General features: G+C 37.9%; 14 protein-coding genes. 12 read left to right on the top strand and 2 right to left on the bottom strand.

The features are described 5' to 3' along the window. The first annotated feature begins 1 nt into the window (after window position 1). The 7 genes from AB8E63_RS02120 to AB8E63_RS02150 all read left to right on the top strand — a co-directional run bounded on the left by AB8E63_RS02120 (window position 2) and on the right by AB8E63_RS02150 (window position 4,749). Window positions 2-331 carry a metal-sulfur cluster assembly factor gene (locus AB8E63_RS02120; protein WP_000331926.1) on the top strand — a complete coding sequence of 110 codons (330 nt, stop codon included), beginning with the start codon at window positions 2-4 and terminating at the stop codon, window positions 329-331. Window positions 332-431: 100 nt separating this feature from the next. Next, entirely contained in the window at window positions 432-1,484 is a 1,053-nt protein-coding gene (locus AB8E63_RS02125; RefSeq protein ID WP_368909723.1) for a glycosyltransferase family 4 protein, read from the top strand. Window positions 1,485-1,492: 8 nt separating this feature from the next. Further along, window positions 1,493-2,809: a glycosyltransferase family 4 protein gene (locus AB8E63_RS02130; RefSeq protein WP_368909724.1), complete on the top strand. Its 1,317-nt coding sequence runs from the start codon at window positions 1,493-1,495 to the stop codon at window positions 2,807-2,809. 26 nt (window positions 2,810-2,835) lie between these two features. Continuing rightward, window positions 2,836-3,027, top strand: coding sequence for a PspC domain-containing protein (locus tag AB8E63_RS02135; protein WP_000726417.1), 192 nt, complete (start codon window positions 2,836-2,838; stop codon window positions 3,025-3,027). Window positions 3,028-3,056: 29 nt separating this feature from the next. Further along, window positions 3,057-3,191, top strand: a complete 135-nt coding sequence (locus AB8E63_RS02140) for a DUF4044 domain-containing protein (RefSeq protein WP_000863850.1) — start codon at window positions 3,057-3,059, stop codon at window positions 3,189-3,191. Between the two features lie 76 nt (window positions 3,192-3,267). After that, entirely contained in the window at window positions 3,268-4,578 is a 1,311-nt protein-coding gene (obgE, locus tag AB8E63_RS02145) for a GTPase ObgE (RefSeq protein WP_368909725.1), read from the top strand. Between the two features lie 9 nt (window positions 4,579-4,587). Then, window positions 4,588-4,749 carry a hypothetical protein gene (locus AB8E63_RS02150; RefSeq protein ID WP_006148428.1) on the top strand — a complete coding sequence of 54 codons (162 nt, stop codon included), beginning with the start codon at window positions 4,588-4,590 and terminating at the stop codon, window positions 4,747-4,749. Window positions 4,750-4,797: 48 nt separating this feature from the next. Here the strand turns inward: AB8E63_RS02150 and AB8E63_RS02155 are convergent, their stop codons facing one another. Next, window positions 4,798-7,077, bottom strand: coding sequence for a Xaa-Pro dipeptidyl-peptidase (locus AB8E63_RS02155; RefSeq protein WP_368909726.1), 2,280 nt, complete (start codon window positions 7,075-7,077; stop codon window positions 4,798-4,800). Window positions 7,078-7,248: 171 nt separating this feature from the next. Between AB8E63_RS02155 and mutY the strand changes: the two genes are divergently transcribed. The 5 genes from mutY (at window position 7,249) to AB8E63_RS02180 (ending at window position 12,199) form a co-directional block, all read left to right on the top strand. Beyond that, on the top strand, window positions 7,249-8,403 hold the full coding sequence (mutY, locus tag AB8E63_RS02160; protein WP_368909727.1) for an A/G-specific adenine glycosylase: 1,155 nt from the start codon (window positions 7,249-7,251) through the stop codon (window positions 8,401-8,403). Window positions 8,404-8,473: 70 nt separating this feature from the next. Continuing rightward, on the top strand, window positions 8,474-9,178 hold the full coding sequence (gene yycF / locus AB8E63_RS02165) for a response regulator YycF (RefSeq protein ID WP_006151970.1): 705 nt from the start codon (window positions 8,474-8,476) through the stop codon (window positions 9,176-9,178). After that, a complete protein-coding gene (gene vicK / locus AB8E63_RS02170; protein ID WP_368909728.1) occupies window positions 9,171-10,520 on the top strand; it encodes a cell wall metabolism sensor histidine kinase VicK in 1,350 nt (449 codons plus the stop codon). Before yycF ends, vicK begins: the two co-directional genes overlap by 8 nt. Before the next feature lies 1 nt (window position 10,521). Then, entirely contained in the window at window positions 10,522-11,331 is an 810-nt protein-coding gene (locus AB8E63_RS02175; RefSeq protein WP_368909730.1) for an MBL fold metallo-hydrolase, read from the top strand. 94 nt (window positions 11,332-11,425) lie between these two features. Beyond that, window positions 11,426-12,199 (top strand): potassium channel family protein, encoded by a 774-nt coding sequence (locus AB8E63_RS02180; protein ID WP_368909731.1) that lies wholly within the window; start codon window positions 11,426-11,428, stop codon window positions 12,197-12,199. 37 nt (window positions 12,200-12,236) lie between these two features. Here AB8E63_RS02180 and AB8E63_RS02185 read toward each other — a convergent pair whose 3' ends face one another. Continuing rightward, window positions 12,237-12,584, bottom strand: coding sequence for a thiol reductase thioredoxin (locus tag AB8E63_RS02185; RefSeq protein WP_004252697.1), 348 nt, complete (start codon window positions 12,582-12,584; stop codon window positions 12,237-12,239). Window positions 12,585-12,686: the final 102 nt, after the last annotated feature.

Genomic DNA, 12,686 nt, shown 5'->3' on the forward strand with positions numbered 1-12,686 from the left:
TATGGCTTACACAGAAGAGCAAATTGAAAACATCAAAACACGGATTTTGACGGCTTTAGAAGAAGTTATCGACCCAGAATTAGGAATTGATATCGTTAACCTAGGTCTAATTTATGAGATTCGATTTGATGGTGATACCGGTGAAACTGAAATCGATATGACCTTGACTACAATGGGTTGTCCTTTGGCAGATCTTTTAACTGATCAGATTTATGATGCTATGACAGACGTACCAGAGGTTACTAACGTTGAAGTGAAATTAGTTTGGTATCCAGCTTGGACTGTTGAAAAAATGAGTCGCTATGCTCGTATCGCATTAGGTATTAAATAGAATGATATAAAAAAAGAAATAGTATAAGTGTTAGGAAATTCCCTAGCTTTTATGCTATCTCTTTTTTAATTTGCTGATTTTCTTTCAATAAAATGATATAATGGATAGTATGGAAAAAGAGAAATTACGCATCAACATGCTAAGTTCGAGTGAAAAGGTAGCAGGCCAAGGTGTTTCCGGAGCTTACCGTGAACTTGTGCAACTTTTGAAACGTGATGCGAAAGACCAACTAATTGTAACGGAGAATCTTCCTGTAGAAGCTGATGTTACTCATTTTCATACAATCGACCTTCCTTATTATCTGTCAACTTTTCAAAAGAAGCGTTCAGGTCGTAGAATTGGTTATGTCCACTTCTTACCTGATACCTTAGAGGGCAGTTTGAAAATTCCGTTCTTCTTAAAAGGAATTGTTAAACGCTATGTGTTTTCTTTTTATGACCGTATGGAACATTTAGTTGTGGTTAATCCTACTTTTATCGAAGATTTGGTTGCAGCTGGTATTCCTCGTGAAAAGGTGACCTACATCCCTAACTTTGTTAACAAAGAAAAATGGCATTCACTTCCTGAAGAAGAAGTAAGCAAACTTCGAAGTGACATGGGATTGAACGAAAATCAATTTGTAGTAGTAGGGGCTGGGCAGGTTCAAAAGCGTAAAGGGATTGATGATTTCATTACACTTGCTGAGGAACTACCGGATATCACCTTTATTTGGGCTGGAGGCTTCTCATTTGGTGGGATTACAGATGGTTATGAACGCTATAAAAAAATCATGGATAATCCTCCAGAGAATCTGATTTTCCCTGGAATTGTTGAGCCAGAACGGATGAGAGAACTGTATGCTTTGGCAGATTTGTTCTTACTTCCTAGCTATAACGAGCTCTTTCCGATGACTATTTTAGAAGCTGCGAGTTGTGAAGCTCCCATTATGCTTCGGGACTTAGATCTTTATAAGGTGATTCTAGAAGGAAATTACAGACCAACCACCGATGTAGAAGAAATGAAAGAAGCCATTTTGGAATATCGAGAGCATCCAGAAGCTTTGAAAGAGTTAAAAGAAAAGGCCAAGGCTATTTCAAGAGAATATTCAGAAGAGCATCTCTTAGAAATCTGGCTAAAATTCTATCGGGAGCAAGCGGCTTTAGGAAAAAAATGAGGTAGTATATGCGAATTGGATTATTTACAGATACTTATTTCCCACAGGTTTCGGGTGTTGCAACCAGTATTCGAACCTTAAAAACAGAGCTTGAAAAGCAAGGGCATGCAGTCTTTATCTTCACGACAACCGATAAGGATGTCAATCGTTATGAAGACTGGCAGATTATTCGTATTCCTAGTGTTCCTTTCTTTGCCTTTAAAGATCGTCGTTTTGCTTACCGTGGATTTACAAAAGCTCTTGAGATTGCGAAACAATATCAGTTAGACATTATTCATACCCAGACAGAGTTTTCTCTTGGTTTATTGGGAATATGGATTGCTCGTGAACTGAAAATCCCAGTCATTCATACCTATCATACCCAGTATGAGGATTATGTCCACTATATTGCTAAGGGGATGTTGATTCGTCCAGGTATGGTCAAGTATCTTGTGAGAGGATTTCTTCATGACGTTGATGGGGTTATTTGCCCGAGTGAAATTGTGCGCGACCTTTTATCTGACTATAAGGTAAAAGTTGAAAAGCGTGTCATTCCTACTGGAATTGAACTTGCAAAATTTGAACGCCCTGAGATTGGTCCTGAACACATTAGTGACTTACGGGATAAACTAGGGATCCAACAAGACGAAAAGATGCTTCTAAGTCTTTCTCGAGTTTCTTACGAGAAGAATATTCAAGCAGTTCTTAGGGCTTTACCAGATGTCCTAAAAGAAGAACCAAATGTTAAACTGGTTGTAGCTGGAGATGGACCTTATTTGAAAAATCTTAAGGAGCAGGCAGAAGACTTGCAGATTCAAGATTCTGTTATTTTTACAGGGATGATACCGCCAAATGAAACGGCACTTTATTATAAGGCAGCTGATTTCTTCATATCAGCTTCAACAAGTGAGACTCAAGGATTGACTTATCTTGAAAGTTTGGCAAGTAAGACTCCTGTTATTGCCCATGGGAATCCTTATCTGGATAATCTCATCAATGATAAAATGTTTGGAACCCTTTATTATGAGGAAAGGGACTTGGCAGGAGCGATTCTTGAAGCCTTACTTGTAACACCGTCAATGGATGAAAAACACTTGGCTGAAAAATTATATGAAATTTCTGCTGAGAATTTTGGTAGAAGAGTCCATGAATTTTATCTAGACGTCATTATTTCAAATAATTTTGCCAAGGAAACAGGGGCTGACGAACCTGTTACAAAACGTATTTTAAAGACAGTCTTCTATATTCCGCAACAGGCTGTTACGATGCCAGTTAAAAGTTCGAAGCGTATTCTTAAGGCATCTAGAAAACAATTAAGAAATTTAAGAAAATATTTAAATGATTAATCAAATCAAAGAAAGGAAATAAAAATATGAAAAAGAAATTTATGAGAAGTGGTAGAGATCAAAAAATCGGTGGTGTATGTGCTGGTTTAGCTAATTATTTTGATATTGACCCTACAATTGTTCGTGTTATTTGGGGAGTTTTGGCTTTCTGTTATGGTGCAGGACTTATTGCTTACTTGATCTTGTGGGCAATTGCTCCTGTATCAGATGAATTTTAAAAATAGAGTATTAGAGTAAAGGAGAAAACATGGCATTCGGTGATAATGGTAAACGTAAAAAAACATTCTTTGAAAAACTTACAATGTTTGTCGTATTAATCATGTTGTTTGTTACTTTAGCAGGTATTTTTGCGACTGCAATTGGTGTATTCAGCAGATTTTAAAATACTTGTTGTAGGTACAAATTGTAATAGTTGGTGACTGGGATTTTCCCAGCCCTTTTTAAAGTGAGAAGAGAATATGAGTATGTTTTTAGACACAGCCAAGATTAAAGTAAAGGCTGGTAATGGTGGCGATGGCATGGTTGCCTTTCGTCGTGAAAAATACGTTCCTAATGGTGGACCATGGGGCGGTGATGGAGGACGTGGTGGTAACGTTGTTTTCGTTGTAGACGAAGGTTTACGTACCCTTATGGACTTCCGTTACAATCGTCATTTCAAGGCCCAATCAGGTGAAAAAGGGATGACAAAAGGAATGCATGGCCGAGGGGCAGAAGACTTGATTGTCCGTGTACCTCAAGGGACAACCGTGCGTGATGCGGAGACTGGAAAAGTTCTCACTGATTTGATAGAGAACGGACAAGAGTTCATCGTAGCCCACGGTGGTCGTGGTGGTCGCGGAAATATCCGTTTTGCAACACCTAAAAATCCTGCGCCAGAAATCTCAGAAAACGGAGAACCTGGTCAAGAACGTGAATTACAGTTAGAACTTAAAATCCTTGCGGATGTTGGCTTAGTTGGCTTCCCGTCTGTTGGTAAATCAACTCTACTTAGTGTCATCACTTCTGCGAAACCAAAAATTGGAGCTTACCATTTTACAACAATTGTTCCTAATCTTGGGATGGTTCGTACCCAGTCAGGGGATTCATTTGCAGTAGCAGACCTTCCTGGATTGATTGAAGGTGCTAGCCAAGGTGTTGGACTAGGGACTCAGTTCTTGCGCCATATCGAGCGTACTCGTGTTATCCTACATATTATTGACATGTCAGCTAGTGAAGGACGTGATCCTTACGAGGACTATCTAGCAATCAACAAGGAACTTGAATCTTACAATCTTCGTCTGATGGAGCGTCCACAGATTATTGTTGCCAATAAGATGGATATGCCTGAAAGTCAAGAAAATCTTGAAGAGTTCAAGAAAAAATTGGCTGCTAATTATGATGAATTTGAAGAATTACCGCCAATCTTCCCGATTTCAGGTTTGACTAAGCAAGGTCTTGCACCTCTATTAGACGCAACGGCTGAGCTACTTGATAAAACGCCAGAATTCCTTCTTTATGACGAATCAGAAATGGAAGAAGAAGCATATTATGGCTTTGATGAAGAAGAAAAACCATTTGAGATTGGTCGTGACGACGATGCAACTTGGGTACTGTCAGGTGAAAAACTCATGAAACTCTTTAATATGACGAATTTTGACCGTGATGAGTCTGTCATGAAGTTTGCGCGTCAGTTGCGTGGTATGGGAGTTGATGAAGCTCTTCGTGCTCGTGGTGCTAAGGACGGCGACCTTGTTCGTATTGGTAAATTTGAGTTTGAATTTGTAGACTAGGAGATAGCTATGGGTGATAAACCAATATCTTTCCGAGATGCTGACGGAAATTTTGTTTCTGCAGCAGATGTCTGGAATGAAAAGAAATTAGAAGAACTTTTTAATCGCCTCAATCCCAATCGTTCATTGAGACTTGCGAGAATGAAAAAACAAGCCGAAGAAAAAAAATAAGAATAAAAAACCCGTGATAATAATATCACGGGTTTTCTGATTAACTTACTACTTTTGATAAGGAATTTCTAGACTTGATTGCGAAAGGTCCACAGTTAATTGATAGTCTGTATTGTCACGGATAGTAATCTCAAAGTCAGTAGTATAAAGAACGAGTCGGATTGTATCGTCTTTTTTTAGTTTGTAAATTGTTGGTTGGAGTTCAAATTGGAATTCCATCCATTCATCTGGCTTAACTACTTCAATTTTCAATAAATCATGACGGTTTTGGAGATTGAGGTAGCCTTTGGTAATAACTCGCTGTGCAGTTGGGCTAAATGGTAGTTCGCAAAGGTTTTCCAGCATGTGGTAACGACCGTTATCGATTGTACGAGCAGCCAAAACACCTGGATATGGTTGTAAGTATTTCTTTTGACCAAGTTCGAGAAGTTGAGCAGAAAGTAAGCCTTTGTTTGTACTTGACTTGAGACGAAGGTTCAGTTTAACACGCCCATTAAGATGAAGGTCTTCTGTCACTGGCAGGTCTATGGTAACCTGATTGACCTTACCTTGATAGAGTTCATTATTAAAGGTTTGGTAGGTTTTTCCAAAACGTTCGAAGTCAGAACTTTGGTAGTGATTTTGAATGACAGCTTCTTCAGTACCTAAAGAGAAAGTTTTATGGTCAGTTTGATTTCCAAAATCTTCAAGTGACAACCAGGTTTGTGGACTGGTGTTGTCTTGCCAAACGACTCTTGGAAGTTGGAAGTCAGTGTTTTGACCCAATAATTTCTGCGTCAAAAGGGCATTCATAGATTCACGAAAATCAATTGACTGCCAGTTGTTCATATAAACATGGGCTCCGTTATGATAAAAGAGGTGTTTATTAATATGACCTGGAAGAGCATTGAACATTTGATAGACGTGAAGTGGTTTTACATTCCAGTCTTGTGAACCGTGGGTAAAGACAACTTCAGCCTTAACCTTTTGGGCATTGAGTAGGTAATTTCTGTCATGCCAAAATTGGTTATAATCTCCAGTTTTACGGTCAAGATTTTTCTTGAGTTTTTCAATGGAAGTTTTATGAGCCTCGTTTCCACGAATAAAGTCACCAGCTAAGAGATTACGAGAATAAGTTAATTCATCTAATGAATCGAAGTCCTCTCCAGGATAGCCGCCTGGGCTTGTCACAAGACCATTTTCACGGTAATAGTTGTACCATGATGAGATACCTGCTTCGGCAATAATGACTTCTAAGCCATCAACTCCTGTAGTGGCAAGGCCGTTAGACATTGTTCCTAGGTAGGATAGACCAGTAGTTGCTACTTTGCCATTTGACCAGTCAGCCTTGACCTGACGTTTACGACTGTGGTCTGTGAAGGCACGACAACGACCATTGAGCCAATCAATGACATTTTTATAGGCTTCAACTTGTCGGTAATCTCCGTTGGTCATTTGACCTTGAGAATCCTTGGTTCCAAGACCAGACACATAAATATTAGCAAATCCTCTTGGGAGGAAGTAGTCGTTAAGTGTGTAGCTGCTATTGATATGAGTGAGTTTTTCTTCAGTATCAGAAACGAGTGCTGCATCACCAATTGGTTCAACCAAGTCTAGGATTGGCTTATCTATCGTAATTTCATTTGGTTCCTTGACTTCTAGTTTGGCTTCCATTTTGTAAAGAGCTTTATCGCTTGCCTTATCATTGGTTCCTTGATGGTATGGACTTGCAGTCATAACAGCTGGAATCTTCCCATTGTATGTTGGTCGGATTATGCTCACCTTAATGAGATCAGGCAGTCCATCTCTATCAGAATCAACACAAGTCTCTACATAGACTACTTCACGAATGACATTGTTAGTATTGAAGGTTGCCAAACTCTTGCCATTGAAGTAGTGATAGTTATTGTCCTCAGGAATAAGACCATCACTAACTAACTGATCGATAAGGGTGTTCCCTTTTTTAGTGCGTGTGTTTAAAAGCTGGTAGAGATTGTCGATTAGATCTCCGTAAACGATCGGAAACGCTGTTTCTTTGTGAAAAGCAAGAGCATCTTCAAAGTCTACTAAGTAACTGAATCCAAGCAATTGAAAGGCAACAGTGTAGAAAATTTCTGCTGTCAATTCACGGTCTAAATTGAAGAAAGTGAGTAAATCTGTTTCTTTATCAACTGCTAAAGTAGTGAGGGGATAATCCGTATTTTTAAAATTGAAAAAACAAGTTCTAACAAAAGCTTCAAACTGTTCTTTATGTGAAGCTGAAAGATCAAGCTTGAATCCAAGCTCAGATAATTCCTGTAAAGCTTGTTGGTTTGTAACGGGATAATAACTAAATTGATTAAAACGCATGGACATCTCCTTTTAAAGAATCATTCAAGAGTCATTATATCAAAAAATCATAGAAAATAACAGAAAGAGTAGAGATATGACTTATAGTCAGGTATGATAAGAGAGCCGATACCAAAACAAGGACAATTTTCATTTTTTGAGTATCCTATAAGGATATGCTATACTAGATATATGTTAGATTTGGAGAAATACGGCGTGACCATGTGGGAAGAGGAGAAAATTCTCTCTTTCCGTCAAAAACTTTTAGCCTGGTATGACGAAAACAAGCGGGATTTACCCTGGAGGCGAAGCAAGAATCCTTATCATATCTGGGTATCTGAAATTATGTTGCAGCAGACCAGAGTTGATACAGTCATTCCTTATTATGAACGTTTTTTAGAATGGTTTCCGACTGTAGAGAGTTTAGCAAATGCACCTGAAGAACGTTTATTAAAAGCTTGGGAAGGTCTTGGTTATTATTCTCGTGTTCGCAATATGCAAACTGCAGCCCAGCAGATTATGAATGAGTTTAATGGAGAATTTCCTTCAACTTACGAAGGTATTTCAAGTCTGAAGGGGATTGGTCCCTATACAGCAGGGGCTATTTCAAGTATTGCCTTTAATCTACCACAACCAGCAGTTGATGGGAATGTCATGCGTGTTTTGGCTCGTCTATTTGAAGTCAATCATGACATTGGAAATTCAAGCAACCGCAAGATATTTCAAGCTATGATGGAAATTTTGATTGATCCAGAACGTCCAGGTGATTTTAACCAAGCTTTGATGGATTTGGGTTCAGATATTGAGGCACCCGTTAATCCGAGGCCAGAAGATAGTCCAGTTAAAGATTTTAGTGCAGCTTATCAAAACGGAACAATGGATCGCTATCCAATTAAAGCGCCAAAGAAAAAGCCAGTTCCCGTCTATCTTAATGCTTTAGTTGTGCAAAATGACCGAGGCCAGTTTTTGCTAGAAAAGAATGAAAGTGAAAAGTTACTTGCTGGATTTTGGCATTTCCCCTTGATTGAGGTAGATGAATTTTCAAACGACGGAGAACTAAATCTCTTTAATCAGGTTGCTGAACCTTTCATGCAACTTGGGCCATCACCGCAAGAAAGTTTTGAGCAGGATTATGATTTAGAAGTTGAGTGGCAGGATAGTCATTTCGAAGAAGTGAAACATATCTTTAGCCATCGAAAGTGGCATGTACGAATCCTATCCGGGCAAGTAGTTGATAGCAAAGAATATTGTGATAAAGAGGTAGTTTGGTTAACTCCTGAAGAGTTTGAACTATATCCACTAGCAAAACCTCAACAAAAAATTTGGCAAGCATATTTAAAAAGATAGGATAATACCAGTCTTTCGTGTCTTCTTTGCATTTTTTTGGTATAATTGATATAAGGAAAAAGGTGACTATATGAAAAAAATATTGATTGTAGATGATGAAAAACCAATCTCAGATATTATTAAGTTTAATATGACCAAGGAAGGTTATGAGGTTGTTACAGCCTTTAATGGACGCGAAGCCATCGAATTGTTTGAAGCTGAGAAACCAGATATTATTATTTTGGATTTGATGCTTCCAGAAATTGATGGTCTAGAAGTGGCTAAAACAATTCGCAAGACAAGTAGTGTTCCAATTATCATGCTTTCAGCAAAAGATAGTGAGTTTGACAAGGTTATTGGTCTTGAACTTGGTGCGGATGATTATGTGACCAAGCCATTTTCAAACCGTGAGCTTCAAGCGCGTGTTAAGGCTCTTCTTCGTCGTACGGAGTTAGTAGCAGTGGATAACCAAGAGGAAGATACTAAATTGCAAAGTCTTCAAATTGGGGATTTAGAGATTCTTCCAGATGCTTATGTAGCCAAAAAATATGGGGAAGAATTGGACTTAACTCACAGAGAGTTTGAGTTGTTGCATCACTTAGCTTCTCATCTTGGTCAAGTTATTACCCGCGAACATCTCCTTGAGACGGTTTGGGGCTATGATTATTTTGGTGATGTTCGTACTGTCGATGTTACCATTAGACGTCTACGTGAGAAGATTGAAGACACACCAAGTAGACCTGAATATATCTTAACTCGTCGTGGTGTGGGTTATTATATGAGAAATAATGATTGATATAATTAAACAAACAATTTTAACCAGAGATTTCGTCTTTGTACTCATATTACTTGGTTTTATCATGCTTGTTAGCTTTCTCTTGCTCGAAGGCCGTAGAGATAATATTCGACTCAAACAGTTAAATCAAAAGATTAAAGATTTAATTGCTGGTGATTATTCTCAAGTACTGGATATGCAGGGGAATAGTGAAATTACTAATATCACGAATAACTTAAATGATTTGTCAGAAGTTATTCGTCTGACGCAGGAAAACTTAGAGCAGGAAAGTAAAAGATTGCATAGTATCCTATCATACATGACTGATGGGGTTCTTGCAACAAATCGTCGCGGTCAAATCACTATGATTAACGATATGGCTAAAAGACAACTTGGAGTTGAAAGTGATGACGCGCTCAATCAAAACATTTTAGAGTTGCTCAAGATTGAAGATGAGTACGAGCTTAGAGATTTAATTACGCAAAGTCCTGAAATGATGATTTATTCCCAAAATGTAAATGGGGAGTATATTAGTTTGCGTGTGCGTTTTGCCTTGATTCGTAGAGAATCCGGCTTTATCTCTGGTTTGGTAGCAGTTCTACATGATACGACTGAACAAGAGAAGGAAGAACGTGAGAGAAGGCTTTTCGTTTCCAACGTTAGTCATGAATTGCGAACTCCATTGACCAGTGTAAAATCTTACCTAGAGGCCTTGGATGAGGGTGCATTATATGAACCTGTTGCTCCTGATTTTATCAAAGTATCTTTAGTTGAGACCAACCGTATGATGCGAATGGTGACGGACCTCTTGCATCTTTCGCGTATTGATAATGCAACTAGCCATTTAGATGTTGAATTGATTAACTTTACAGCTTTCATTACTTTTATCCTAAATCGTTTTGACAAGATTCGAGCCCAGGATGAGGAAAAGAAATACGAGTTAGTTCGAGATTATCCGATTACATCGGTCTGGATTGAAATTGATACAGACAAGATGACTCAGGTAATCGATAATATTCTTAACAATGCTATCAAGTATTCTCCTGATGGTGGGAAAATTACGGTTAGCATGAAGACAACTGATGATCAGATGATTTTATCTATTTCGGATCAAGGACTTGGGATTCCTAAAGAAGATTTACCGAAGATTTTTGACCGTTTTTACAGGGTTGATAAGGCTAGAAGTCGTGCCCAAGGTGGTACTGGTTTGGGTCTTGCGATAGCAAAAGAAATCATCAAACAACACAATGGATTTATCTGGGCTAAGAGTGAATACGGCAAGGGTTCTACCTTTACCATTGTTCTTCCTTATGATAAGGATGCTGTAAAAGAAGAAGTTTGGGAGGATGAAGTAGAAGACTAGAATGAGTGAAACAGGCTTTAAATATAGTATTTTAGCATCGGGTTCTAGTGGTAATTCCTTCTATCTAGAAACCCCTAAGAAAAAAATTTTAGTAGATGCCGGCTTATCCGGTAAAAAAATCACAAGTTTATTAGGTGAGATCAATCGTAAACCAGAAGATTTGGATGCGATATTAATCACGCATGAACACACGGATCACATACACGGTGTTGGAGTTTTAGCGCGTAAATATGGCATGGACCTCTATGCCAATGAGAAAACTTGGCAAGCTATGGAAAATAGTAAGTACTTAGGTAAAGTTGATTCTTCTCAAAAGCATATTTTTGAAATGGGAAAAACTAAAACATTTGGAGATATTGATATCGAAAGTTTTGGTGTTAGTCACGATGCAGTCGCTCCACAGTTTTATCGATTTATGAAGGACGATAAAAGTTTCGTCATGCTGACGGATACAGGCTATGTTAGTGACCGTATGGCTGGCATAGTCGAGAATGCAGATGGCTATTTAATTGAGTCAAATCATGATGTTGAAATTCTGCGAGCCGGTTCTTATGCTTGGCGACTCAAACAACGCATCCTGTCTGACCTTGGTCACCTCTCAAATGAAGATGGAGCAGATGCTATGATTCGCACACTAGGTAATCGTACCAAGAAGATTTACCTAGGACATCTATCTAAAGAGAATAATATCAAGGAGCTAGCCCACATGACCATGGTCAATCAGTTAGCTCAAGCAGATCTAGGAGTAGGAGTGGATTTTCAAGTTTACGATACGTCTCCAGACACTGCAACACCTTTAACGGATATATAAAAATGAACACCAAGTGGTGTTCATTTTTAATGAATCGTAGTTTTAAATTTATGCTATAATAAATTCATAAGCGATTATAATGGAGAAATATAAATTGAAGAAGACTTGGACATTTTCAGATTACTATGACACAATCATATTATTATTAGCATTGATATCTGTGGTGCTAGTTATTTTTGGATTTATGGATGTTATAGATTTGCATAATCCGCCTTACAATATTATTGATTTAATGATTTGGATAGTGTTTATAGTAGACTATCTATGGCGTTTCTTTACTAGTAAAGAAAAATTTCGTTTCATTATTGATAATATTTTTGATTTATTGGCAATCCTTCCATCAAATGCTATTTTTACAGTTTTCCGTTTGGGACGTATTTTTCGTTTAGCAAAATTAACAAAATTAGTTAAACTTACAAGATTATTAAGAATAATTGGCTTAAGTGGAAAATTACAAAGAAAAGCTAGTAGATTACTACGAACGAATGGCTTGCTTTATATCTTATATGTCAATGTATTTATTGTATTTGTTGGAAGCTCAATCTTCTCAGTTGTAGAGGAGAAGGCTTTCTCAGATAGTCTTTGGTGGGCTATTATTACAGTAACAACTGTTGGTTATGGTGATATAGTCCCAAGTTCAATATTTGGGAAATGGTTAGCAATAATCTTAATGCTAGTGGGAATTGGAACGATTGGGATGCTAACTAGCGCCTTAACTAATTTTTTTGTTAAAGAAAATTCTAATGAAGAATCCAAATTAGATGAACTACAGAATGAATTAGTTATGCAAAGGCGTTTAGTCGAGAAGCAGGCTGAAAGGATTGAAGAACTTCATAAAATGGTACAAGAATTGCTTAAAAAGTATTAGTTTAGAAAAAAACAAAAACCACTCAAACGAGTGGTTTTTATAATCCAGCAAATTCTTTGATTTCTTGAGCTGACATAGAAGAATCACAACGGACCTTAATCTCTCCATTTTCAACATGAACAAAACCTGGTACAGTTGGGATTTCGTAACGTGAACGGAAATCTTGTAAAGCTTCAAGTTGACTTGGTTCTTCACTATTGATGAAATAGATGTGTGCTTTGGTTTCAGCTACCACACCAGCCAATGTGCCAGCAAATTTACGGCAGTAAGGGCAAGTTTTGCGGCCGATAAAGAATGTAGCAGTTTCTTTTTTATCAAGAGCTTCTTGGGCACGCGCAACAGTTGTAACTTCAAGATCTTTAATGTTTTCTAAAAATTGTTCCATGAGTTTTCCTCGCTTTCTTTTAAATCTAGTATGCCATAAAGTTTTTAAAAATGCTTAGATTTGATACGAAAAAAGATGAGATTGGTTGATCTCATCTTTTAA

Source organism: Streptococcus sp. oral taxon 061, assembly GCF_964211575.1.
Taxonomy (GTDB): Bacteria; Bacillota; Bacilli; order Lactobacillales; family Streptococcaceae; genus Streptococcus.